The following is a 26379-nucleotide window of genomic DNA, read 5'->3' as shown; positions in this document are numbered from 1 at the left end:
AGGGTATTGTGAAGCAACCAAAAGATCGGTCAACCGATCAAAAATACCTTAACTGATCGGTGTTAGCCAATTGGCGGTTTTTTAGTGTGCTTTTATAATTAACCTAAAAGCTCACCAAGTTGTGAACTAACAGCTTCAACAGCTTGCGTACCATCTAGTTTGTGGTATTGAGTATTACCAGCAGCAGCTTCTGCTTGGTAGTAATCAACTAATGGCATAGTTTGCTCGTGGTAAATACCTAAGCGTTTACGTACTGTTTCTTCGGTGTCATCTGCGCGAACAATTAAGTCCTCGCCAGTTTCGTTATCTTTACCTTCCACTTTTGGTGGATTATAAACAACGTGGTAAACACGACCAGAGCCAGGATGAACACGACGTCCGCCCATGCGCTCAACAATCACTTCGTCAGCAACATCAAATTCAATTACGTGATCAACCACTACGCCATTTTCTTTCATTGCATCAGCTTGAGGAATTGTGCGTGGGAAGCCATCAAGTAAAAAGCCTTTTTCACAATCCGCTTTAGTAATACGCTCTTTTACTAAACCAATAATAATATCATCAGAAATTAGTTGACCAGCATCCATTACTTTTTTTGCTTCCAGGCCTAGTGGTGTGCCTTCTTTAATTGCTGCACGTAACATATCGCCAGTAGAAATTTGTGGAATACCGTATTTGTCCATTAAAAACTGAGCTTGAGTACCTTTACCTGCACCCGGCGCGCCCAAAAGAATAATGCGCATATTATTGTCCCCTAGTATGGATAATTATTTTAAAGCCTGAATTCTTCCACAAGCGCCGCCGATACTCAAGCAACTTATACTAATTGATGAGTCGCAGGTGTATTTACAGCGCATTAAAAAAGGGAACGCACGTTCCCTTTTATTTAAAGTATATAATTTATACTTTCTTGTCCAAATTCAGGACTAAGTTAAGTAGCTAACTGACTATTTGCTTAGTTCAAGCATAAGCTTGTTTAAGCGGGTAACAAATCCTGTTGGATCTTTAAGTGTACCGCGCTCTGCAAGTAATGCTTGGTCTAGTAAAACATGTGACCACTGTGAAAACTTATCTTCATCTTGTTCGTCATTCAAATGCTTAACAAGTTGATGCTCTGGGTTTAGCTCAAACACAGGTTTAGCTTCTGGCGCTGCTTGACCAACAGATTCCATTAGCTTTTGCATTTGTGAGCTCATGTCGTTGTCGTCGCTTACAACACATGCTGGAGAGTCTGTTAATCGGTGCGTAAAGCGTACTTCTTTAACGTCTTCACCTAGTGCTGTTTTAATACGCTCAACAAGGCCAGCCATTTCTTTTTCAGACTCTTCTTGTGCTTTTTTAGTTTCTTCGTCGTCAAGCTTGCCTAAATCTAAATCACCACGCGTGATTGACTGTAGTTGCTTATCAGCAAACTCAGTTAAGTGGCTCATCATCCACTCATCAACACGGTCACTTAGTAGCAGTACTTCAATTCCTTTTTTGCGGAAAATCTCTAAATGCGGAGAATTTTTCGCAGAAGTAAAGGTATCAGCTACTACATAGTATATTTTATCTTGACCTTCGTTCATGCGCTCAACATATTGCTCAAGCGACACATCTTGCGTTTCTGAATCAGTATGAGTAGAAGAAAAACGTAATAGCTTACACACAGCTTCTTTATTTGCTGCATCTTCAGCTGGGCCTTCTTTCATTACTTGGCCAAACTCGTTCCAAAATACTTGGTAATCGTCAGCTTTGTTTTTAGCCATACGCTCAAGCATTTTAATAATGCGCGATGTACACCCTTTACGAATGGCTTGCGTTACTTTGTTATCTTGTAAGATTTCACGAGATACGTTCAGTGGTAAATCGTTTGAATCTAGTAATCCTTTTACAAAGCGAAGGTAGCTTGGCATAAACTGCTCAGCATCATCCATTACAAATACACGTTGTACGTAAAGTTTTAAACCACTTTGACGGTCGCGGTTCCATAAATCGAAAGGTGCTTTTTTGGGGATGTATAAAAGGCTGGTGTATTCAGTTTTACCTTCTACCTTATTATGCGCCCAGCTAAGTGGATCTTCCCAGTCGTGGCTTACGTGCTTGTAAAACTCTTTGTATTCTTCATCAGAAAGCTCTGACTTATCACGCGTCCACAGTGCAGTTGCACGGTTAATGCTTTCCCACTCACCTGGTACTGCTGGGATTTTTTCGCCGTCTTCGCCTTCAGACTCTGGAACTTCTGCTTTAAACATTTGTACTGGTGTAGAAATATGGTCTGAGTATTTAGTAACAATGCCACGCAGGCGGTAATCGTCAGCAAATTCTTTTTCTTCATCACGAAGATGTAGAATAATGTCGGTACCACGGCCTTCTTTTTCAATTTCTTGAAGTGTGTATTCGCCTTCACCTTGAGATTCCCACTCGTAAGCTGTTGTTTCACCCGCTTTACGTGTACGAACAGTCACTAAATCGGCAACAATAAAGGCTGAGTAAAAACCAACACCAAATTGGCCAATTAGCTGTGAATCTTTACTTTGATCACCCGTTAAGTTTTTGAAAAACTCAGCAGTACCTGATTTAGCAATAGTACCCAATGAGCTTATTACTTCATCGCGAGTCATACCAATACCATTATCAGAAATAGTAATGGTGTTAGCTTCTTTATCTGCGCTAATACGAACACGTAAATCGGCATCACCTTGGTAAAGGTCACCTTGAGATAGCGCTAAAAAGCGTAACTTGTCTGCCGCATCTGATGCATTTGATACAAGTTCGCGTAAAAATATTTCTTTATTAGAATAAAGAGAATGAATCATTAAGTTTAATAATTGTTTTACTTCTGTTTGAAAGCCTAATGTTTCTTTTTTTGCTGCAGTCATTTATATATCTCCAATTTGCAAGGTGTCTGCGTTATGCACTTAATATGGGGTGAGGTGTTAGAACTTCAAGGGAAAAATCAAAAAAAAGGTGAAACGAAAAAATAGAATATCTCGTTTATCTAAAATGGATGTGGGCAATTAATATGTATTTGAGCACCCGTTGCTGGGTGCTCAAAATATAAATCACTGGCATGCAATTGTAAGCGCCCTGCCATGTGTTCACTTTGCGCACTTTTATATAAATCACAACCTAAAATAGGATGACCTATAAACTGGTTGTGTATTCTTAATTGATGAGTTCGCCCAGTAACGGGAGTAAACTGCACTAAGGTTTTATTTGGGCTGTGTAGTCTTTCAAGCACTTTGTATTCAGTCACTGCAGCTTTGCCAGTAGTTTGGCAAATTTTAACACGCGGAAAAAGCAGTTTGTCTTTCGCTATTGGTGCAGTAATTTTCCCTTCATTACTAGCCAAGCTCCCTTCTAGCATTGCTACATAACGCTTTTGAATAGTACGTGCCTGAAACTGTTTATTAAGATGCTTTGACGCTTTGGCGTTTAGTCCAACAATCATAATGCCCGATGTGCCTAAATCTAACCGATGCGGTAACTTAGCCTCTGCAAATGCGGCTGTTAACCCTTTTTGACCATGTACTAAACGGTAATGTACTGAGTCCCAATTAAGTGGGTTTTTACCCGACAAACTCAATAATCCACTGGGCTTATTAATCAATAAAATATCATCATCTTGATATAATATTTCAATAAACCCAGCGCATTTAGGCGCTACAAAGTCATCAATAACAATATGGTCTATTAAGTTAGACTCAGGTGTTGAGTGTGTCATTAAGTTAATCAATACCTTTAGAATGAAGCGCTTTTAAAGCTAAAACCTGTTCGCGTAAGTCATCAGCAGCCACTCTATCAGCGGCAATAGCTTCACCGACGGTAACCGACACTAAAGACCATTTTAATCTCGGCAATTGCCACTTAGCTTTATGGCTAAACATACTTCCCCACAACCCTCCTAAATGCACAGGTATAACCGGCACGGGTGATCGCTCAATAATACGCTCTATTCCACGGCGAAAAATATCCACGGTTCCATCACTCGTTAGTTTTCCTTCTGGGAAAATACCAACAAGCTCGCCTTTATCAAGCGCAGCTGCAACATCGTCAAAGGCTTTTTTAAATGCCTCTGGGTTGGTTTTTTCACTATCAATTGGAATCGCTTTAGCCATTTTAAATAACCAATGTAGGGCTGGCGAATAATAAATAGGGGCAAATACCATAAATCGGATAGGCCTTGGGGACGCCGCTAAAATAAACATCCAATCAACAAAACTTACGTGATTACACACTACAACCGCAGCGCCTTCGCTGGGAATATTACTTTCACCTTTTGTGCGCACACGGTACATACAAATAGCCAAAATATAAATAACAAACCGTAAAAAGAACTCAGGCACCTTGGTATAAATATAAACAGAAATAAGCAGGTTTAGCCCAGCAAGTAACAGTAGCAGCTCTGAAATACTCCACTGAAAAACAGACAGTGTTACAATGCTCAAAATAGCACTGCCCACCATAAACAGTGCATTTAATACATTGTTAGCCGCTATAACTCGTGATCGACTCGACTCTTCAGTACGCTGTTGAATAAGCGCATAAAGCGGTACAGTGTAAAAACCAGCGCCAATACCAATGCCTGCCATCCATACAAAATGCCACAACATGTCGCCTGTTTTTAATACCTGCTCAAGTGTTAATGATTGAGTATTTTGAGGCATATACGCGCTAATAGCGCTCTCTTGGCTCAGTAAGTATAAAAATAAGGTAATTAAAATAGCGCCAAAGGGTACAATTCCTAATTCTATTCGAGAGCGGGAAAGCTTTTCACACAATAACGATCCAATGGCAATGCTCAGTGAAAACACAACTAGCACACTCGTTACTACAAGCTCATCGCCCCCCATTGTGTGTTTTACATAATTTGGTAATGACGTTAAAACGATTGCACCAATTAACCAAAACCAACTGATCCCAAGTACTGATTTACCAACCGACTCTGTTTGTGAGTTGAGTGCTGAAAATACGTTTTTTGTGGATGAAAATATATTATAAGTAAATTTTAAATTAGGCTCGTTTGCCTCACTAATCGGTATAAAGCGACTACTCACATAGCCCATAACGGCCAGTACTAATACCGCGATACTTATAACTGTAGGACCAACTGATTGAGTAATATAGTAAGTACCAAAGATTGTACCCATTAGAATTGCTACAAACGTGCCTGATTCAACCAAGCCGTTCGCTTTTGTTAATTCGTTAGGCGCTACGTGCTGCGGTAAAATAGAGTATTTTAATGGACCAAAAAACGTACTTTGTACCCCCATTAAAAATACGGTGGCTAACATCAGCCAAACGTACTGCGTTAAAATCGAGACTGCCCCTACAACCATAATAGGGATTTCACATAGTTTTACGATTCGAATGAGTTTGGATTTTTCTGTTTTTTCTGCGAGCTGTCCCGCCATCCCTGAAAATAAAAAGAAAGGTAGAATAAATAACCCAGCAGCTATGTTTGAATAAAGCGCACCATCGGCAAGCGTCGCGGCCTGAAATATCAATAAAATAAGCACTGATTGCTTATACACGTTATCGTTTATTGCTGAGAAAAACTGCGTAATAAACAGCGGTAAAAAACGCTTACTGGCCAGTAATGCACCTTGATAGGATTGATTATCTTTCATTGTGTTCCTTACTAATTAGATAGATAGCCTACAAGAGTAAAACATAATAGGCCACCTCTAAGCTTACCTTAAAAACAAAAAAGCCTACATAATTTAATCATGTAGGCTTTTACAGTTTGTTTTCAAATAGTGACTTAGAGTTAGTCTTGTATAACTAAACGCCTGCCGCTAAAAGCATGCATAAGCGTTCTACCATCCACTAAATCAAGCTCGCCTCCCACAGGAATACCATGAGCAATACGCGAAGCACCTACTTTATATTTATGACAAAGCTGAGCAATATAATGAGCAGTAGTATCGCCTTCCACGGTAGGGTTAGTCGCTAAAATAACCTCATTAATACCGCCTTGAGCAAGTTTTTGCTCTAAAACGTCTAAGCCAATTTCTTTAGGGCCAATACCGTCAATTGGCGATAAATGACCCATTAAAACAAAGTATAGCCCTAAGTACTGACCTGTTTGCTCAATGGCAAGCACATCAGTAGGCGATTCAACAACACATAATATGCCGCTGTCTTGGCGTTTTGTACTTAAACAAATGTCGCACTGAGCTTGTTCGCAAAAAGTACGACAAGACTGACAATGCCCTATTGCTGTCATTGCTTTAGTCAATGCATTGCCAAGCTGAGTGCCCCCTTTACGGTCGCGCTCTAGCAAGTGAAAAGCAATACGTTGCGCTGACTTTGGACCAATGCCCGGTTGGCAGCGCAGTGCTTCTATAAGCTGATTTAAACTATCTGAAAGTTGCATTATTTACTTAAAACGGCATTTTCATACCTGGTGGTAATTGCATACCGCCAGTTACTTTACCCATACGCTCTTGTGTTTCTTCTGCAACACGGCGTACAGCATCGTTACATGCTGCTGCAAGTAAATCTTCAATCATGTCTTTGTCGTCTTCCATTAAGCTCTCATCAAGCTGAACACGACGTACGTTGTGGTTACCAAGCATAGTTACTTTAACTAAACCAGCACCGGCTTCGCCAACAACTTCTAAAGTTGCGATTTCGTCTTGGGCTTTTTGCATGCGATCTTGCATTTGCTGCGCTTGCTTCATCATGTTGCCCATTCCACCTTTAAACATAACTTTCTCTCTTTCTTTTAATACATTAATTAACATGAACATAAGGGCGATTGTAAGTAATTACAATGCCTGAATACTGTTTTCGTCAATTTCGGCGCTAAATACTTGCTGAAATTGTACTATGTTTTCATCAGATGTGATCACATCGATTGCTTGCTGGTGACGACCTGCATCAATTTTTTGCTGAATAAGATATGGAGAGTCAATGACTCCTTTTGCAAAATTAATGCTTAATGACACGTTATGCTCATAAATACTCGACAATGCGGCATCTAATCTTTGACGAAGCATAGGGGTATCTAAATGCTTTTGTGATTCATCAACGTCTATATGTAAACTATTGCCTTGCTTGGTAAATATTGAATGCAATGCAAATTGGCGCATGCGACCGCCTAATCCCATACGTTTAATTAAATATGCCCATTCATCTTGTTGATGCGCAAATCTAATTTCACTAATTGGACTTTGAAAATCATCAGGTGCAGGAATACTTACTTCCTCTGGCACAACTTCAGGCGCTTTTTGAGGATTAATTTGCTCAAGTAATTCTGGCGCTAAATTTTCGGTAATTGTTTGGTGCTTTTCTTTAAAATCAATCTTACGAGCTGGTTTTGTATTAGCGTGACTATTTGCCTGATTTTGGCTCCCTGTTACTGGGAGCTCATGCTTTTTTTCACTCTCACCTGCACTACCAGTAGCCCAAGGTGGGGCATCGCTAAATGCAGTGCTTGACGTACTACTAGGCTCGCTTGTGTTTGCAGCACTATTGCTCTGATCAACAATTTCAGCTTTAGGCATTCTTGGATGCTGTTCTGGCTTTTTAGCAGGCGCTTGGCTTGGCTGTGCTGCAACATTACTTGCAGATGTATTTGTATTCTTACTTGATAACCTACCCGCACCCGATATGTTTCTGTCACGTAAAATACGAGCTATGGCTGATTGAGCTTGCGCTTCTTGCTCGGCAATTGGTGTACTTACATTTTTATTAGCTGCAAGCTCTGGTGAAGGCTCTGAATTTGTATTAGTTGCAGGGTTAAAGCCCTGATCTACAGCGTTGCTCATTATATCGTCAAACTGCGAGGCTAACGTTTGTTCCGCATCGCTGTGTTGCATATAAGCTTCATCTTCACTTTGACGCTGGGCTTGCTCATCCGAAACAACATTAGCTAGTGGTTGCTCATTAGCTGAAGCCTGTTGTTCAGGAATGTTTTCTGTTTGTTGAACCGGTTGCTCTACTGCATCATTCGCTGGTTCATTTTTACTTTGTGCGACTTCGTCATTAGATATGTCAGTCGCAATCGTTGGCGCTGATTCAACTGGTTTTGTTTGCTCGGTATTATTAACCGGCAAGGCATTAGTTACCTGCTCACGGCTAGCACTTGATAAGCTATTTTGCGATGTTTTATTTTTATTTAGTATATCTCGCAGTGCACTTGCTCGGCCTTGCTTATTTTGAGCCGGCTCTTCGTTAACTATAGGTACAGCTTGTTGAGCGTCTGTAGGCTTAAATGCTAATAGTCTTAGCATGATCATTTCAAAGCCTAAACGAGGCTCTGGTGCCCATTGTAAATCTTTTTTACCATTTAACAGCAACTGATAATAAACTTGAATTTGCTGTGGGCTCGTATGCTGTGCAACATGAGCAATATAATCTACATTTTTTTCATCAAGCCCCGCCGCCTCAGGCACTAACTGGGTTAGTTGAGTCAAATGCGTAAGTGCAATTAAGTCATCAAGTAACGCTACATAATTAGGGTTACGGCTTGCCACTTGAGCAATTTCATCCATTAGCGCAGCGCCATCTTGGGCAAGTAATGCTGCAAGCAAGCTTTGGCTGTAATGAGTATCCATTAAACCAAGCATAGTTTGAACTGCTTGATTATTAATATCACCATTTGTTTGCGCAATAGCTTGGTCGGTTAAGCTAAGTGCATCACGCATACTGCCATCAGCTGCTTTTGAAATAATACTAAGCGCATCGGTATCAAAGCTAAGCTGCTCTTGGGTCAGTACGTGTTCAAGCTGTGTTTTAATTTCACTTTGCGACAAGGCATTTAAGTTAAATTGCAAACAGCGAGATAAAATAGTAACAGGTAATTTTTGAGGATCGGTGGTCGCTAATAAAAATTTCACATGCTCTGGTGGCTCTTCAAGCGTTTTTAAAAGCGCATTAAAGCTGTGCTTAGAAAGCATGTGAACTTCATCGATTAGATATACTTTATAACGTCCACGTGTTGGTGCATATTGAACGTTGTCGAGTATTTCGCGAGTGTCTTCTACTTTGGTACGAGAAGCCGCATCTATTTCGAGTAAATCAATGTAGCGCCCTGCTTCTATATCTAAACAGCTGCTACATTGACCACACGGATTTGCAGATATACCTTCGTCGCAATTTAAGCTTTTAGCAAAAATACGTGCAATGGTGGTTTTACCTACACCGCGGGTTCCAGTGAATAAATAAGCGTGATGCAGTCTATTTTGTGTAAGCGCATTTACAAGCGCTTGCTTAACATGAGACTGCCCAACCAATTCATGAAAGGTTTGAGGACGCCATTTTCTCGCTAGAACCTGATAACTCATCGATTACTCGCCTTCGAATTCAACCAATTTTAGGATTTTAATACCCATTTTTTTGATGCGCTGCTCGCCACCAAGTTCTGGTAGTGATACAACAAATGCAGCATCTGTGGCTTCGCCACCTAGTTTATGAACTAATTTAGCAGTGGCTTCAATTGTGCCGCCAGTTGCTAATAAGTCATCAACTAATAGTACTTTATCGCCAGGTACAATTGCATCAACATGCAGTTCTAGCGTGTCTTCACCGTACTCAAGTAAGTAGTCTTGACGAATAACTTCGCGTGGTAACTTACCTGGTTTACGTACTGGAATAAACGGAATGCCTAACGCGTAAGACAATGGCGCTCCAAAAATAAAGCCACGTGATTCTGTGCCAATTATTTTAGTAAAACCCTGATCTTTATATTCAGCGATAAAAGCGTCAATCGTTGCTTTAAAGGCTTCTGGATTTGCCATTAAAGTGGTTACATCGCGAAACATGATGCCCGCTTTTGGATAATCAGCAATTGTAGTTATGCTGTTTTTGATAATTGCTGGTGTTACTTGAGTCATAATTTTAACTGCTCAATTGTTTATATTACAAAGCAGGTGATTATAACCTTAACTAACCTTTAATTGCGAGTTTGACGTTATTATAAAAGAAGTATTAAATGAAGGGAGTGTAATTAAAAATAAAGAGACTCAAGGCTGAAGTAAGCAACAGCCTCAATAAACGCTATGCATTTTAAGTTAAGCTAGTGATCCAGCCTAATATTGCATTTAAACACCCAATTCCTGCAAATACAGCTAAGAAAGCAAGAAAGTAAGTAGCGTTGAACGGATCTTTAAAGTCTTTATCATCTGACATTGGTACAACCTTTTATTAAGCACGGCAAATAAGGATGCCATAATAGACGATGTAAAATCATCAATAAAGACCTTAATCTTGATTTTTTGTCACAATGATACCGCGTTCAACCATTGCATTAAGGGTAACCAATGCACCTTGAGCAATTTGCTCTGCATTAAATTGCGGCGCGTGAGTTAATACCTGTAGGCAAACGTCGTCAAATGTCGCTCCATCACTTGCCTCTATAATTGACAATAGTAAAGCAGTCATCACATTTGTAGCCAAAAATTGAACGTCATCATCTTCATCTCTATATACAACAAAACAATTAGGCTGTGGTGATGGCTCTTTAGGCATAAAGTGATTGCTAATATTTTGAACTGGAAATTGATAACTTAAATTTCTAGCTGCTTTGGATAAATACAAAGCAGAACAAGTAAGCGCTGTTGTTAGTAATTTTTGTTCTTGCTCATCTTCGTGTGCAATCGATACATCAAGTTCTATCCATTCATAATGCGCAAGTTCTAGCATAAACACAGGATCGTATTTTTTCATTTTATAATCACTTGATAAGTAATTAATAAACTCCCCTGCTATATCTAAAAAGTACGGCGAATGGCAATCATATTCGCTAAAAAACTGGCGTACAAGTACCTGCCATTGTTTATCGGTATATAGTGTTTTTAACACTGGAAAACCAGATGACACAAAGCCTTCAATATTATTAAAAAATAGGTCGCGATAAATAGCCATTCGTCTATCTTCAATCCCGCTGGGCTTTTTATTTTTTTTAGGCTCTCGAATATGCGCCATAAATTCGTTTTGTATTTCAATAAAGCTCATAACTAGGCACTCTTTTAATATTTATAAAGGCTTATATTAAGCTCGTTGTTTTGAAATAGTCGAATTAAGGTATTTAGCTTGTAGCTCATGAATTATGTCTAACTCTTTGGTTAACACATCCATAGTGGGAATATTAAAATCACGCTCAAGCAGAGTCGGAAATACTCCATGTACTTCATATGCCTTATCAAGTAACTCCCACACAGGACTGATTACATCAGCGCCATGTGTATCCACTATTAAGTCATCAGCCTCATTGTAATGCCCAGCGACGTGTCCATAGGCAATACGGTTAGAAGGCAATCCAGTTAAAAATGCTTGTGCGTTATAGCCATGATTAATCGAATTAACATAAATATTATTCACATCAAGTAAAAGCTTGCAGTCGGCTTGTTCTAAAATAGTATTTGTAAATTCTAGTTCTGATAATTGCTGCCCAGGAGCGCCATAATAAGAAACATTTTCTATCGCAATTTGCTGTTCTAGTATGTCCTGTACTTGCTTAATACGAGAAACAACGTGCGCAATAGCATCTTGCGTGAATGGTATTGGCATTAAGTCATACATATGCCCTGTGCCAGAGCAGTAACTTAAGTGCTCACTAAAAATTTTTATATTGTGCTCTTCAAAAAAACCTTTTAAAGACTTAACAAATTCAACATCCAGCGGTTCGGGTGAGCCAATAGACAATGACAAACCATGGCACACAAAGTTATTTGCATCTGTTAATGTTTTAAATTGTTTTTTAAAACGACCCCCTAGCTTTAACCAGTTCTCTGGCGCAACTTCTAAAAAATCTACTTGATTAGGTACATGCTCAAGTAGTTCATCAAGCATTTCTCGTCGTAGGCCAAGTCCCACCATCCCGAAATCTGTATTTTGAGTTTGTGTCATAACTACCTCTAACTTAACAAAAAAGGGCCTTAAGGCCCTTTTAGCATAACTTATTTAGAATAAGAAATTAACGACCACCACATTTACCTTCGCCGCACTTGCCTTCAGCTTTTGCTTTAGCGCCTTTAGCATCTTTTGCGTCGCCGCCACATTTACCTTCACCGCATTTACCTTCAGCTTTAGTTTTCATGCCTTTAGCATCTTTTGCGTCGCCGCCACATTTACCTTCGCCGCATTTACCTTCAGCTTTAGTTTTCATGCCTTTAGCATCTTTTGCGTCGCCGCCACATTTACCTTCGCCGCATTTGCCTTCAGCTTTAGTTTTCATGCCTTTAGCATCTTTTGCGTCGCCGCCACACTTACCTTCGCCGCATTTACCTTCAGCTTTGGTTTTCATGTCTTTAGTATCTTTTGCGTCGCCGCCACACTTACCTTCGCCGCATTTACCTTCAGTTGCGTCTAATTGGTAACCTGTTACTAATTGTTGGAACTCAAATGGGTTCGCTTGTACGTCAGCAGATACAAAACTTGCAGAGCCAACAACTACTGCACCTAAAGTTAACGCGATTGTATTTTTTTTAATTGTATTCATTTTATGACTCTCTTTAATCAAGGATTATAAATCTCAGCAATAAAAATGTATTTTTAAATTGCTTGTATGCTTAAGTAGACCCGTACAAGAATAAAAACTTTCATTTATTTTCATATTATTTACTTTTGCAATTTCTACATTAAATATGGTTGGTAATTACAGATTTATCAATGTGTGATTTGCAGGTAAACTATGCGTCCAGTTTTTTATCAGAATTAATCACCTTATGAAACTTGTTTTAGCGCCTATGGAAGGTGTCGTTGATTTTAAAATGCGCCAATTACTCACAGATATTGGTGGGTTCGATTTGTGCGTTACCGAATTTGTAAGAGTGGTTGAGACATGCTTACCTGACAAGGTTTTTCATCGATTTTGTCCTGAGCTACATAATAATGGTTTTACGCGAGCAGGCACTCCAGTACGTGTTCAATTGCTCGGCCAAGAAGCAAATCCGTTAGCCGAAAATGCAATAAGAGCAATTGCCTTAGGATCTCATGGGGTCGATCTTAACTTTGGTTGCCCAGCAAAAACCGTTAATCGTAGTCGAGGGGGTGCTGTACTGCTTAAAGATCCTGACCACATGTATACGATTATTAAAGCAGTCCGAGACGCCGTAGATGATGAACATGAAGTAAGTGCAAAAATTCGCTTAGGCTTTGATGATGACAGTAACAGCCAAGAAATTGTAGATGCTGTCGTAAGCGCAGGCGCAAATAGTGTGGCAATACACGCCAGAACCAAACGTGATGGTTACAACCCGCCAGCTTATTGGGAAAAAATTCCACCAATAATAAAAGACAAAAATATTGCTGTTGTTGCCAATGGTGAAATTTGGCAAGTTGAAGACGCAATGCTTTGTCAAAAACGAAGTGGATGCACTGATTTAATGCTTGGTCGCGGCGCCCTTTCACATCCTGATCTAGCAAAAAAAATTAAAGCTCATGTAAATAACGAACACTATGATGGCCTACAATGGGAGCATATTATTTATCATTTAATTCACTCTGCGATCCATCAAGACCCTGCAAAAGATGAAAAGTACTTTGCTTCTCGTACCAAGCAATGGCTTGGCTATCTAAAGCGTCAGTATCCGCAAGCTATCGATTTATTTGATGAAATTAGGCGTTTAAAAAGTAAAGAAGACGTGGCCAGTGTATTAAATAAATACGCCAAAGCACCGCAACTTGATTCAAATCATAACAGCTAACTTAAAGCCCCTTGATAATATCAGTATAACGTAAAGCCAATTTAATAAGGTTGTACTGATAATGCATCATCAAAAAAGACTAAGCGATGAAATAGCACAAGTTAAATTAAATATATTAACTATGCTTTCTAAATCAGCCTATCCTGCACATCAGCATTTAATACAAATTTTAGATAATACAGCAAATAATGAATGGTTAGACTGTGCCGCCGAGAAGCTTGGGCCTGAATATGCACTTTTAATTAGCCGCATGACTGAACTAGAAGCTGCACTAAGCCAAATAGAAATTGGCCAATATGGTTACTGCTGTGACTGTGAAGAAAAAATATCGGCCAAATCACTTGAACTAGACCCCGCAACTCAACGGTGTACGAAGTGCGCATCATAAGCGCACTTTAAAATCATTATATAATTTGTTGTATAAAGCTAAATGATTGCCCTGGGTAGAGTATTATATCTTCCACTAAATACTGAGCCTCTTCTTGACTCATTTCTAGCCGTTTTATAAGATTTACTTTTGCTTGTGGTAAAGTCCAGGCATGATAATGAATGCCTATATCCGATTCCATCATTGCAAGCATCAATGTTTTACCTTTATCAGACATATTCATATTACTCGCCATTGCAGGTAAGTCTTGATAATCAGTCTGCCAATCAAGCCCTTCAATTAGCTTTTCACCCGATAAATATTGCGCTAAAAACGATTTTTGATGAGAAGTAGACATTTTACTATCGAATGTAATTCGATCTAATACTTTTATTTTTTCATTTAAAAGAGTAACCCATTCCAACGGAGAATGTACTTCGCCACTAAAGTAATTAAGTTTGCTCTGATACCACTCAGTGCCATTTGGCAGGCCCCTTAAACCAATGCTACCTCTGGGCTTATAACTGGCCAAATAATCGTTAAAAGCCCTTATATGACTTTTAAGCGCTGGCTGAACATCATTATTGTCTATCGCACTCGATACATAGCTTTGTAATAATGTAAGCTCAATCTTATTTAGCTTTAAATTGCTTTGTTTAGCACTGTCTAACGTGTCTTGGGTTGATTTAAGCCACGTAATAATACTATCTGGTGAGTTTTTTGAGTCTTCAAAAGCAAGCATGTTTTTCAATACATCTACTTGAGCTGGCCAATTAAAATAGCGCCCAGGAAAACGCTCCGCAATAACCAAATAGTTTACTTGCGCAATTTGATTAAGATTAAGCTCAATATCCATTAAGTTCTGATAAATAGTATGACGCTCTGCCAAATATGCATTTGAGAAAACCAATTGTTCTTTAGTAATTTTACCGGCTTTTTTAGTGTCCGGTTGTACAAGTGCCATGTTTAAAGTTTTTAAAGCAACTTGTGCGTCTTCAAATGACTCATAAGGTTGAGGCTGCTTTGAGCATGCCCCTAAAAAAAGGCATAGTAATAATGAGAAAGAGAGCTTTTTATACATAGTAGTTCCAATAAAAAAAGCCCCAGAGGGGCTTTTTATAAGTTGCTTTAGCTAATTAAAATTAAATTTTAACACCGTTGCGAGCGGCTTTATCTTTAATATATGTAGACCAACCTTTTGCAAACTTACGTGTGCGAGGGTCATCCATAGCTTTAGTAATTGCAGCATATGCTTGCTTATACTTACCTTGATAGTAATACGCTTCAGCTAAATCTGAATAAATAGTACCCTTTTTATCAGAGCCAAGCTCTAATGCTTTGTTCAAACGAACAACAGCAGCACTGAATTTCTCAGATTGTAAAAGTAACGAACCAGCTTTACGGTAAAGTTCAGCGTCGTCATCAAATTTAGCAGCTTCTTCGTAGTACTTAGCAGCTTTTTCTAAATCTTTAGAGCGGTGATAGTTACTAGCAATCGCGCTAACATTCTGCTTTGTACGTTTTACTTTTTCACTCTTAACGGCCTTTTCTAGCGTTACAGCTGCTCTAAAAGGGATCTCGTTTAAAGAGTAAAAGTTAGATAAGACTTTATACTCAACTTCATTTTCAAAGTAACCGTTCTTGTAAGCAACTTCCATCGTTGCTAAACCTTTTTGATAGTCTTCGGTTTGTAGGTAATATTTACCTAAGCTAACCCAAGCTTTTTTATCATCAGGCCATACACGAACAATTTCTTCGCCAATCTTAACCATGTTTGCATAATCTTTAAGTTCAAAGTATGCACCCAGTTTTAATTGGTAAGGACCTTTATTAGGTTCTTTTTGAAGTTTAATTGCCTTATCTGCTGGTTCAAAAACATCACGAAATTGCTCTAACTGATAGTTAGCTTGAGCAATCCGTGTATAAACCGTAGGATCTTCTTGACCGGTAAAGTCCATCCAAGCTACATAAGCTTTTTTGGCCTCTTGATACTTTTCAGTACCGGCGTATAAGTCGCCTAACAGTTTTAGTGTTTGTTCTTGGTCAGCAAAGTTTAAAACATCAGGGGCAACTGCTTGTTTAGAATATTTAATCGCTTCATCATACTTTTCTTTTTGAGCGTACATGCTACCTAAGTAACGGTTAACGGTCGCTTTATCAAAGTCATTCGAAGCATCAATCTCTCTAAGCAAAACAATTGCTTCATCAACTTTTTCTTCGTTGTACAAATCAAATGCTTTAATTACTTTTTTACCAGTACGCTCGCCCATGATTTTAGTTTTTGCTTTTTTACGCTCTTCAATCTTTGCGTAATCTGGCGCCGCTAAAACAGATGCACTTAAAGTAGCACCAGTCACAGACATAAGAATCGCAAGAGCAGTTACTTTAGAAAAATTTCTCATTACTCGCCTCCTTAGTTGCCTTGGTTAAGTTTAAAGTCTAATTGAACTTGTAAACCTGGTTGTTTCTGTGGTTTTCCGTCAATGATCTTAGGACGGTACTTCCACTTACGCAGTGCACGTTTAGCTTCACGGTCAAAGATACGCTTCGGATCTGCGTCAATTACTTCAACGTCAGTTACTCCACCTAACTCATCAATTGTGAATGAAAGTTGTACCCAACCTTCTTTGCCATCACGTGCTGCTTGCGTTGGATATTTTGGTTCTATACGAACGATAGGTGTCGCATCACCATCTCGTCCAAATGCACCAGGACCACTTAGTCCACCAGCTGAACTACCAACATCAATGCTACCCATGTTAAATGACATAGCACCAGGGTTTGGATTATTATTTTCCGGCTGTGGCGGCTGCGGTTTAGGCGGCTGCTTTGGCGGTGGCGGAGGAGGAGGCGGTACACGCTTCCTCTCCTGCACCTTAGATTCAGGCGGATTCGTCATTATTTCGACTATGATCTGCTCTTTTTGTTCCGTATTACGGTCAGCCCCACCAGAGATGAGGAAGGCCATGAAGTAGAACAAGCCGAAAGTAACTGCCCCACCTGCAATCAGTGAAAACAGAAAACGAATCATTACTGATCTCCAGCTATTGAAATTCTAAGGTTGTCACCCGTCGCTTTAATCTGGTCCATAACTTTAACCACTGTGCCGTGTTTAGCTTCTTTATCAGCTTGTATAATCACAACTTCAGTAGGTTGTTCTGCTAATAAACTTTCGATTTTTGCTGAAATACGTTCAACATCAATTTGTTGTTTATCAACCCAGATTTCGCCGTTACTACGAATAGCAATAAAAATGTTAGCATTTTTTTGCTTAGTAGCTTGGGCAGCTTTTGGTTTATTGACCTCGATACCAGCCTCTTTAACGAACGATGTAGTTACGATAAAGAAAATAAGCATGATAAATACGATGTCAAGCATTGGCGTCATATCAACCGCTGCTTCTTCTTCTTCACGAAAACGTTGTTTACGTGCCATATTTAATTCTCTCTCTAGTGATGAGGCATACTATCAATAAGTTTGGCTTTCACCATTTTAGCTTTTGTCTCAAGACGTGAGCTAAAAAATACTCCAGATAGTGCCGCAACCATTCCAGCCATTGTTGGGATTGTTGCCATTGAAATACCTGATGCCATTAAACGTGCGTTACCCGTACCCTGGTTGGCCATGGTTTCAAAAACCGAGATCATACCAGTAACAGTACCAAGTAAGCCTATCAAAGGACAAACAGCTACTAATGTCTTAATCAACAACATACGCTGATCTAATTTTTCAGACGCTTCAGAAATCCATGCTTCACGGATTCTGTGTGCGTACCAAGACGTAGTGTCTTGGCGGGCATCCCACTTTGCTACAATTTCTTTCGCTGTGCGAGGAAACTCTGCAAGTAGAAACCAATAGCGCTCAATCATTAAAACCCACATCAGAAAGAGTGCTATCGCGACCACGTATAAAACCTGGCCGCCTGTGCCAACAAAATCCCTGATAGATTCCCATATCTCCATCAGGACTAGCATTAGGCTTTCTCCTTCTCCGCGTGAGTAGCAACGATACCCGCGCTTTGCTCATCAAGGATGTGTAATACCGACTTACTACGACCAGCTACTAGAGCATGAAGTAGAATTAGTGGTAATGCAGCAATTAGACCTAGCGCTGTAGTTACAAGTGCTAGAGAGATGTTACCTGCCATGATCTTCGGATCACCCGTACCGAACAATGTGATTGTTTGGAACGTTAAGATCATACCGATTACTGTACCTAGTAGGCCTAGTAATGGTGCGATTGCAGCAAGAATCTTAATTATATTGATACCAGCTTCGATGCGTGGCGTTTCACGTAGAATCGCTTCATCAAGTTTAAGCTCAAGGTTTTCAACATCTTGGTTCTTGTTGTCATGGTACACTTTAAGAATACGACCCAGTGGGTTATTTGTATTCGGTGTAGCAACATTTTTAAGCTGGCTCTTAATCTTACTAGTAGTAAGTGTAAGGTCAACAAAACGAATTAGAGTAATTAGCATACCTAAAGCTAGTAAAGCTGTAATGATATAACCAACTACGCCACCTTGATGGAAGTATTCCATAAGTGTCGCTTTTTGAGTGTTGATACGTAAGATAGCACCACGAGTCGGATCGATATAAACACCAGCGTAGTTATCTGGTGATGTATTTTCAAGATCAGTGATACCGTCTAAAATATAGCTATCAGGCTGTTTACCTAGAGGCTGAATAGACTTAGTTTCTGGTGAATAAATTAAGTAACCATCGTCTGTAACTAAGTTAAAGTTACCGATACGCGTTACTTTTTTCATTGACGGGTTACCGTCAAGACCAGCAACTTCAGTTTCAAAAGTTGAAACTTTAGCTGATTCAGTCATTTCTGTTTGAAGTGAAATCCAAAGTTCTTCAAGTTCACGAACAGTTGGAAGTTCTTTAGCAGCAGCTAATGAACGTAAGATTTCAGCACGGCCTGGTTTCTCAGCACTAACTAGTGATGCTTCGATAGAACCGATAGCGTCTTGAGCTGCACGACGTACAACACCAAACATCTCACCTAAAGTACCTTGGGCACTTTGAAGAGCAGCTTCTTTTTCTGCTAACGTATTTTCATTTTGTGCATATTGCTTAGTTAAGCGTTCACCACGAGACTTCTCAGAAGCAAGTTGGCTTTTAGCTTTATTAAGTAAAGATTGCTTGTCAGCACGATCTGATAAGAACTCTTGTTCACGTTTCTTATCGATTTTACCTTCAGAGATACGCTCTTGCTTTACTTGCTCAAGAATTTTATCTAGAGCTCCAGTATTTGCATGTGCATTTAACGCGGTACCTGCAGAAACAGTTAGTACTGCGGCAACAGCAAAACCTTTAAATAGTTTCTTCATTATTGATTACTCCGCGCCAAAGATAGGTAGTTTAACAAGTTCTAATGTCGCTTGCTTACGCGCCATACGAATAACTTCTTTAACAGGTTTTAGGTATTCTTCACCTAATTTTTTCCACTGTTTAGTGTTGTTATCCCACACCCAAGCATGTTTCAAGTCAAAAGACTGAGCAACGTAAGTGATACGACCTAACTGACCGATATCAACGTTAATGCTCTTGCCATCAACTTCTAATGTACCTTGAGAAGCAGATACAAGAGAGCTGTATGCTGTTTCAATAGTGTAAGCTTCAAGTACTTGACGGAATTTTTCAGACGTCGTTACAGACGCAGAAACCATGATTTCACGTAGTCTTTCAACACGTCCTAAACGCGTTTCTAGATTAAATGGAACGTCCGCTTTGATGAATTGCTCAAGCGTATCGATCATGCGATACATCAAAGGCACAACGTTTTGTTTCGTGTTATCAATCGTAGCGATTTGACGATCAAACGATTCGATAGAAGCGTTTTGGCTATCAACCAAGCGCGACACGTGATCGTTATACACTTTCATAAGTTCAGTCTCATCAACAACGCTACGGTACTCAGCGATTAGCTCCTGAGTTTGACCATATACATTGTCAATTTTAGTTTGAGACTTAACCGCAGCCTTTTGAATTTGTTGACCTGCTTTTTGCACGTCATTCAAAGGATCTGCAATCACATTGCTGCTTGCAAATGCAAATGCGCCAACCAACGCAGTTGCTACAAGACTCTTTCTGATTTTAACAGACATAGTTCCCAACCAATTAAGTAATGTTACTTTTATAATTTAATTATCCTCCGAGGAGAACAACCCTGATATCTTTTAATAGATATCAACCTTCCAATAATGCTAAATGCAATTAGCGCTGTCAACTTGATGTTTACTAATCGCAGTAAATAAATAGCTAAGTTGATGCTTAAACAAAAGTACCAGCGCACAACCGTTAACATTATTGCAACCAAGCTTTCTCTTAATATTTCTATTAAAGCCTTTTAAGGGGTGTATTTATTCGCATTGCACTGACATAAAACAACATTATTGCAACATTTAGCTAAACCTGAATTCGCACTGAAAAAAAACGAAAAAAAATACAGATAGATATAACAAAAGTTATTTTTTAGACGATTTCGACACATTTTATCTCTTCGCTAACACTTCATCTGAGAAAACAAACCGTTTGTCGCACAAAAAAACAACACTAGATTACCTCAAATACTGCAAACACCCACTTTATAGGTTCATTCACAAAGATTTTTTTGAAATGTATTCCCCATAAATAGTAATAATAATCTTAATAATGAGTTCACTTAAGCAAGCCCAAACCAGCCAATCACTCTCGATAATGAGGCTAGCTTTATTTAGTGCTTTAAATTAGTTTTCAACTCTCTTAAATTTATCTAAATTAGACTATTCAAAAAAGTCGCTCTACTGTACAAAAATATACCGAGAATGAGCCTTAGTTCTAATTATCTAACACAGTAGAGGCCTATAAAAGCAGTCCCCCATTTCTAGTTGTACCAATCTGCTTAGATAGATCTCATATATAATATCAACCCGCAATAATACTTAATCAATTTGAGAGATTAAATCTGACGCTAACTGCGTTAAAAACTCCTGATATACAACTGCATGGATTCAGGAGGTAGAGCAATGCAGGAGCAATTGCCGAGAACAACCAAATAACGAAATTTTTGTCTTGTTATACCAACCTGCATAAATCTTTGATCAATTTAACGAATTAAATTTCACTATAACGTCGTTAAAAATTTTTTATTTAGAACAACTAGATACAAAAATTTTTGCCTAGTTCTAGCGTAATTTTCTTAACGTTAAATAGACCCCATATATAAGCAGATTGGTATTATCGACACGGTTTTCTTGCCTCAAAATAGATCACTTAATTAAGCGAGCTGATATAAGCAGATTGGTATAATTTGATACTAGTTTAATAAACTATAGAAAATGATTTAACAGCGTTAGAGGCTGGTGAAATTATTGAATTATTCAAGGAATAAATACTTTGGAAGCTTACATTAAAATAAGAAATTTACGTAGATATGGATAGATAGTTTTGAATTTAAGATTAAGGTATTTGTGGGTGATGAAGAAAGGATATTTTTAAAGAGAAGAATTATGGTGAAACAGAGACCTGCTTCACCAAGATGAACTAGAGTTCACATAATAAATTATGCTGCTTCTACGTTCTCAGCTTCAGGGCCTTTTTGACCTTGTTTGATGCTGAATGTCACTGCTTGACCTTCGCTAAGAGTGCGAAAACCAGAACCAGTGATTGCGCTGAAATGTACAAACACGTCAGGACCATTTTCTTGTTCAATGAAACCAAAGCCTTTAGCTTCGTTGAAAAACTTTACTTTACCAGTAACCGACATACTAAATTTTCCTGTAAGTCAATAATTAAAATTCAGCCATATTATTATGGCAATATCCTCCCTGAGTCAATGCTCAAAAATATGGAGGTACAGTACAGGAACAAGTAATAACCTAACCGGTAACCTTAAACGCAGCACAATATCCGTAAATTCAATACATAAAAACTCAAAGCAAGGTAAGATTAACACATTATATTTTTTTTCGCTCTATTAATTGGAAATTATTTATTAAAAATATAAATTTGTTTTAAATCGTCTTTAACTGACTAATTTACAAGCAAAAACTATAAAGTATTATTGTAATATATATTGCTATAAACGCGTATAAAAGCCCTCTACAACAGTAATACTGTCAAATAACACTTCAATAATATCAAAAATACAAACAAAAAAGCCGCTTTAAAAATTAAGCGGCTTTTGGTTTGAATATAGAGTATTAACTATTTAACAAACCAATCAATAGTATCTTCCGCTTTTATAGGCACAACCTCAGAGTCGCCTAGAGTATAGCTTGCTGGTACTTTCCACTGTTTCCTTTCTAATATAACTGTATCTGTATTACGTGGCAGCTCATAAAAGTCAGGTCCAAAGTGGCTTGCAAACCCTTCAAGCATATCCAGAGCTCCCGCATCTTCAAATGCTTCAGCGTATAACTCAATAGCGGCATGAGCCGTATAGGCGCCAGCACAACCGCAAGCAGCTTCTTTTTTGTCTTTATAATGTGGTGCAGAATCAGTTCCTAAAAAGAACTTTTTATTACCACTAATTGCAGCGCCCATCAACGCTTGTTGATGAGTATTACGCTTGAGGATTGGCAAACAATAATAATGTGGGCGAATTCCACCTGCTAGCATATGATTACGATTATAAAGTAAATGATGAGCTGTAATTGTTGCAGCTACATTGCTTGGCGCATTAACTACAAACTCTACTGCATCTTTGGTTGTGATATGTTCGAGTACAATTTTAAGTTCAGGAAAATCATTTACTACATCCCCTAAAATAGTCTCTAAAAAAACTTTTTCGCGGTCAAAAATATCAATAGATGAATCGGTTACTTCTCCATGTACTAGCAACAACATACCAACTTCTTGCATTGCTTTTAAAACAGGGTAAATATTTTTTACTGACGTGACACCTGAATCGGAGTTTGTTGTAGCGCCAGCAGGGTATAGTTTTGCTGCAACTATTTTGCCCGTTGCTTTTGCTTTTTTTATTTCGTCCGCCGTTGTTTGTTCTGTAAGGTATAGCACCATTAAAGGCTCAAAACTACCTTGTGGTTTAGCAGCCATAATTCTTTCTCTGTATGCTAATGCCGTATCTGTACAAGTTGCAGGCGGCACTAAATTAGGCATAATTATTGCTCTACCCATATAACGACTAATATCACGTACAGTATCTTTTAATTGATCGCCATCACGTAAATGTACGTGCCAATCATCAGGGCGAGTTATTGTTAATGTTGTTGCTGAGTTTGAAGTTGTACTAGTCATTACTTTGTTCCACGGCTGAATTTATTCGATCATAGGCATATGATGTTTTCGAGTAAAGATTTTATTAAAAATAATATTTTATATTGATGACACTACCGAGGTGTGTAATTAAAGCGCAATGAGCTAACTCAGCTGTATTGCCTTATCGAAATAATTTACAATCGCTTAAAGCTACTTAATCATAACTTTTAACTAAAAATTAAAACCACTCATCGCTTTATTTTGTACAAAAACACGAGATTAGGTTAACTTAACCCTGTATTTAAAAATAAAAAGAATAATATAAATTGCCTATGTCTTACAAAACTGATGCTACTAGAGCACTTGAAATAAAAACTGATCAGCTGAGTATTATAAATCAGTTCTCGTCTAGCTTATTACAACTCGATACACTAGAAGAGTTATTTGAGTATGTTACAACGCATGTTGTAAACCGTTTAGGATTTGTTGATTGTGTTATATATCTTGCTGACAATAAAGCAAATACATTAAACCAAGTTGCATCGATGGGTATTGCTCATGCGCGCGACAAATATCAAGCAGAGCGTAAAGTTATACGCTTTAGTGAAGGTATTACTGGTGCTGTTGCAACGACAGGAAAAGCGGTCATTATCGATGATGTAACAAAAGATAGTCGCTACATTGCTGATGAACGCCCAGCTCAATCAGAGCTATGTGTTCCTCTTATATATAAAGAACAAGTTTTGGGTGTTATTGATTGCGAACATCCAATTAAGAGCTACTTTACTAATGCCCACCTCGAAATACTGACAACCGTTGCTCACTTACTCAGTGCTAAAATTAACCAAGTAAATACGGTAAACAGCTTACAAAAAACAGTTGAACAACTTAATAATGCACAAAAATTAGAAAATAGCTTATTACAAATAGCAAATCTAACCTATAAAGCTAACGACTTAGATACATTTTTTGAAGCCCTTCATTCAATTATCAACAATTTACTTCTCGCTGATAATTTTTTTATTGCTCTATACGACAAAAAAGTAGATATACTCGATCTCGTTTATATAGTCGAAGAAGGCATAAATTCCAAAACTCATCAAAAAATATCTAAAGAACAGCTAAAAGACACAGCCTCGTATTATTTACTGCAAACAGAGCAAACCTTATTACTCGATAAAGACGCGTTTCAAAGTCATATAAATAACGGTGATTTTAAAATGGTGGGTAGGCAGTCTGAGTCTTGGTTAGGCGTTCCATTTAAAACAAGTGATCGTATTAGTGGTGTTATTGTCGTACAAAGCTATGATAAAACGCAGCACTACAACGAACACGATAGCACCCTTCTCACCTATGTGAGTCGCCAAATAAGTATGGCTATAGATAGGCAGTTAGCCCGACAAGAGCTTGAGCATAAAGCATTACATGATGAGCTTACAGGCCTTGCTAATCGCTCATTGCTTATTGAGAGAATAAAACATGCTATTTTGTGTTTAACACGTGCAAAAAAAAGCACTAGCCATGCATTGTTGTATCTAGACTTTGACCGTTTTAAAAGTATTAATGATTCGCTTGGGCATGAAGTAGGCGATCATTTCCTTATAAAAATATGCGACCTGATTAAAAGCACAGTAAGAAGCACTGATACATTTGCACGTTTAGGCGGTGATGAATTTGCTATTTTTATGGAAAATATCACGCATAAAAACCAAGTTAATGAAGCTTTAAACAGAATCAAAGACGTATTAGCAAAACCTCTTAATGTAGATAGCCACTTACTCCAGGCCTCTACGAGTATCGGCATTGCCTATGCTGATGATATAAATGATAAAGCTTATATATTACTGCAACAAGCGGATGCAGCAATGTACGAAGCTAAATCGACTGGACGTGGTCAGGTTAAGTTTTTCAACAACGCGATGCGTAAAAAACTTAAAACTCATGCCGATATTGAAAACGACCTACAACACGGTATTGAACACAACGAGTTTGAGCTCTATTTTCAACCCATTTTTACAATAACCACAAGTGAAGTTATCGGATTTGAAGCACTTGTGCGCTGGCATCACCCTACAAAAGGGTTTGTACCACCTAATGACTTTATACCAATAGCTGAAACCACAGGGCAAATTATAAATCTTGACCTACATTTACTCGATTTAGCAGCCCAGCATATTTCAAATTGGCATAAACAAGGGCACCGTTTTTTAAAAGTAACGGTTAATGTATCGTCACGGCACTTTGCAAGTCTCGATTTTGTAGCCCAAATACACTCTATTTATAATAAGTATCAATTACCTCTAGGTTCTTTATGCCTAGAAATAACCGAGTCAGGCTTAATAGAAAATCTAGAACTCGCAACCCAAATAATCGAGGGGCTATCACCTCTAAAAGTAAAGTTATGCCTTGACGATTTTGGAACAGGTTACTCAGCACTCGGCTACTTACACCAATTGCCTATTCATATTTTAAAAATAGATAAAAGCTTTATTGATCACCTACAAGACTCCACGAACCCTCTAGTTGAAGCTATTTTATCACTTGCCCAATCGTTAAAGCTTGAAGTGGTTGCTGAGGGAATAGAAACACTTGAACAATTAGCTATTTTACAATCAACCGCATGCGATTACGGCCAAGGCTTTTTAAAGTCAAAACCGGTTACAGCCAAAGAAGCCATATTACTTATTAATAAGCCCTTGTAAAAAAAGCCCTTATATAAAAGCCAGCGAGTAGGTCGCTGGCTCAGGTATTTCGTATATAATTTTTATTGATCTAAACTAAAATCATGTAAAAGCTATTTTAGTTTTCCACGTGATTTTTACTACCTTAAGCATATAACTAAGTACTTACCCTGCTATTTCTCAAACCTAGCTTTAAAATCACAATCTAAAGTAATTTATCCATAATACCCTCACCTCTTAATTATCTATACAGTCGACATTTACGCCGAGATTAAACATATCACAATTAATAAATTTCAAAATACAACATGAAGCAAACTCATCTAAAACTCATCAAACCAGTTTTTAAATGACTTCTATCATTAATAACTCTAATATTTTCGCGATTCATAGCAATAAACCATAATAAATCGCACCACTTTAGCCATCTAGACGTTGAAACGTTTGTTGCATAGGCGTAGTATGTGATTAATCTGAGCTGAACT

Annotated in this window: 24 protein-coding genes; 3 read left to right on the top strand and 21 right to left on the bottom strand. The window is 38.4% G+C overall.

Annotated features, from left to right (window positions below):
- Positions 1-98: 98 nt before the first annotated feature.
- The 12 genes from adk to GQR55_RS11225 all read right to left on the bottom strand — a co-directional run bounded on the left by adk (position 99) and on the right by GQR55_RS11225 (position 12430).
- Positions 99-743 (bottom strand): adenylate kinase, encoded by a 645-nt coding sequence (gene adk, locus GQR55_RS11275; protein ID WP_076924125.1) that lies wholly within the window; start codon positions 741-743, stop codon positions 99-101.
- A gap of 204 nt (positions 744-947) precedes the next feature.
- Positions 948-2861 carry a molecular chaperone HtpG gene (gene htpG / locus GQR55_RS11270; RefSeq protein WP_166420660.1) on the bottom strand — a complete coding sequence of 638 codons (1914 nt, stop codon included), beginning with the start codon at positions 2859-2861 and terminating at the stop codon, positions 948-950.
- A 119-nt stretch (positions 2862-2980) separates the two neighbouring features.
- On the bottom strand, positions 2981-3706 hold the full coding sequence (locus tag GQR55_RS11265; RefSeq protein ID WP_166420659.1) for an RluA family pseudouridine synthase: 726 nt from the start codon (positions 3704-3706) through the stop codon (positions 2981-2983).
- Positions 3707-3710: 4 nt separating this feature from the next.
- The gene (locus GQR55_RS11260; protein ID WP_166420658.1) at positions 3711-5612 is read right to left on the bottom strand and encodes an MFS transporter; all 1902 of its coding nucleotides are present in this window, start codon (positions 5610-5612) and stop codon (positions 3711-3713) included.
- Between the two features lie 140 nt (positions 5613-5752).
- Positions 5753-6361: a recombination mediator RecR gene (gene recR, locus GQR55_RS11255; protein WP_007584090.1), complete on the bottom strand. Its 609-nt coding sequence runs from the start codon at positions 6359-6361 to the stop codon at positions 5753-5755.
- A gap of 7 nt (positions 6362-6368) precedes the next feature.
- Positions 6369-6695: a YbaB/EbfC family nucleoid-associated protein gene (locus GQR55_RS11250; protein WP_002962306.1), complete on the bottom strand. Its 327-nt coding sequence runs from the start codon at positions 6693-6695 to the stop codon at positions 6369-6371.
- A gap of 60 nt (positions 6696-6755) precedes the next feature.
- Entirely contained in the window at positions 6756-9275 is a 2520-nt protein-coding gene (gene dnaX / locus GQR55_RS11245) for a DNA polymerase III subunit gamma/tau (RefSeq protein WP_166420657.1), read from the bottom strand.
- Positions 9276-9278: 3 nt separating this feature from the next.
- The gene (gene apt, locus GQR55_RS11240; protein WP_007375861.1) at positions 9279-9824 is read right to left on the bottom strand and encodes an adenine phosphoribosyltransferase; all 546 of its coding nucleotides are present in this window, start codon (positions 9822-9824) and stop codon (positions 9279-9281) included.
- Positions 9825-9996: 172 nt separating this feature from the next.
- Positions 9997-10119 carry a hypothetical protein gene (locus GQR55_RS20310; protein ID WP_002962301.1) on the bottom strand — a complete coding sequence of 41 codons (123 nt, stop codon included), beginning with the start codon at positions 10117-10119 and terminating at the stop codon, positions 9997-9999.
- Positions 10120-10191: 72 nt separating this feature from the next.
- On the bottom strand, positions 10192-10944 hold the full coding sequence (locus tag GQR55_RS11235; protein ID WP_166420656.1) for a putative DNA-binding domain-containing protein: 753 nt from the start codon (positions 10942-10944) through the stop codon (positions 10192-10194).
- Between the two features lie 36 nt (positions 10945-10980).
- On the bottom strand, positions 10981-11838 hold the full coding sequence (locus GQR55_RS11230; protein ID WP_166420655.1) for a DUF692 domain-containing protein: 858 nt from the start codon (positions 11836-11838) through the stop codon (positions 10981-10983).
- A 67-nt stretch (positions 11839-11905) separates the two neighbouring features.
- Positions 11906-12430: a hypothetical protein gene (locus tag GQR55_RS11225; RefSeq protein WP_166420654.1), complete on the bottom strand. Its 525-nt coding sequence runs from the start codon at positions 12428-12430 to the stop codon at positions 11906-11908.
- Between the two features lie 226 nt (positions 12431-12656).
- Between GQR55_RS11225 and GQR55_RS11220 the strand changes: the two genes are divergently transcribed.
- A complete protein-coding gene (locus GQR55_RS11220) occupies positions 12657-13637 on the top strand; it encodes a tRNA-dihydrouridine synthase (RefSeq protein WP_165728223.1) in 981 nt (326 codons plus the stop codon).
- Positions 13638-13698: 61 nt separating this feature from the next.
- Positions 13699-14025: a conjugal transfer protein TraR gene (locus GQR55_RS11215; protein WP_166420653.1), complete on the top strand. Its 327-nt coding sequence runs from the start codon at positions 13699-13701 to the stop codon at positions 14023-14025.
- A gap of 16 nt (positions 14026-14041) precedes the next feature.
- Here GQR55_RS11215 and GQR55_RS11210 read toward each other — a convergent pair whose 3' ends face one another.
- From GQR55_RS11210 to pyrC, 9 genes are all read right to left on the bottom strand, one after another.
- Positions 14042-15085: a hypothetical protein gene (locus GQR55_RS11210; RefSeq protein WP_166420652.1), complete on the bottom strand. Its 1044-nt coding sequence runs from the start codon at positions 15083-15085 to the stop codon at positions 14042-14044.
- A gap of 61 nt (positions 15086-15146) precedes the next feature.
- Positions 15147-16406 (bottom strand): tetratricopeptide repeat protein, encoded by a 1260-nt coding sequence (locus GQR55_RS11205; RefSeq protein WP_166420651.1) that lies wholly within the window; start codon positions 16404-16406, stop codon positions 15147-15149.
- Positions 16407-16417: 11 nt separating this feature from the next.
- Positions 16418-17035, bottom strand: coding sequence for an energy transducer TonB (locus GQR55_RS11200; RefSeq protein WP_007583869.1), 618 nt, complete (start codon positions 17033-17035; stop codon positions 16418-16420).
- Positions 17035-17439 (bottom strand): biopolymer transporter ExbD, encoded by a 405-nt coding sequence (locus GQR55_RS11195; RefSeq protein ID WP_007583867.1) that lies wholly within the window; start codon positions 17437-17439, stop codon positions 17035-17037. Before GQR55_RS11195 ends, GQR55_RS11200 begins: the two co-directional genes overlap by 1 nt.
- Positions 17440-17453: 14 nt before the next feature.
- Positions 17454-17978: a MotA/TolQ/ExbB proton channel family protein gene (locus tag GQR55_RS11190; protein WP_002961709.1), complete on the bottom strand. Its 525-nt coding sequence runs from the start codon at positions 17976-17978 to the stop codon at positions 17454-17456.
- A complete protein-coding gene (locus GQR55_RS11185) occupies positions 17978-19342 on the bottom strand; it encodes a MotA/TolQ/ExbB proton channel family protein (RefSeq protein WP_166420650.1) in 1365 nt (454 codons plus the stop codon). The genes GQR55_RS11190 and GQR55_RS11185 overlap by 1 nt, the downstream gene beginning before the upstream one ends.
- A 6-nt stretch (positions 19343-19348) precedes the next feature.
- Entirely contained in the window at positions 19349-20119 is a 771-nt protein-coding gene (locus GQR55_RS11180; protein ID WP_010553386.1) for a DUF3450 domain-containing protein, read from the bottom strand.
- A 1436-nt stretch (positions 20120-21555) separates the two neighbouring features.
- Positions 21556-21759: a cold-shock protein gene (locus tag GQR55_RS11175; RefSeq protein WP_002961702.1), complete on the bottom strand. Its 204-nt coding sequence runs from the start codon at positions 21757-21759 to the stop codon at positions 21556-21558.
- A gap of 440 nt (positions 21760-22199) precedes the next feature.
- Entirely contained in the window at positions 22200-23252 is a 1053-nt protein-coding gene (gene pyrC / locus GQR55_RS11170; RefSeq protein ID WP_166420649.1) for a dihydroorotase, read from the bottom strand.
- A gap of 293 nt (positions 23253-23545) precedes the next feature.
- On the opposite strand from pyrC, the gene GQR55_RS11165 reads away from it, so the two are divergent.
- The gene (locus GQR55_RS11165; RefSeq protein ID WP_166420648.1) at positions 23546-25915 is read left to right on the top strand and encodes an EAL domain-containing protein; all 2370 of its coding nucleotides are present in this window, start codon (positions 23546-23548) and stop codon (positions 25913-25915) included.
- Positions 25916-26379: the final 464 nt, after the last annotated feature.

The organism is Pseudoalteromonas sp. Z1A8, from assembly GCF_011378855.1.
Lineage (GTDB): Bacteria > Pseudomonadota > Gammaproteobacteria > Enterobacterales > Alteromonadaceae > Pseudoalteromonas.
This window is presented reverse-complemented; position numbering and strand designations above follow the sequence as displayed.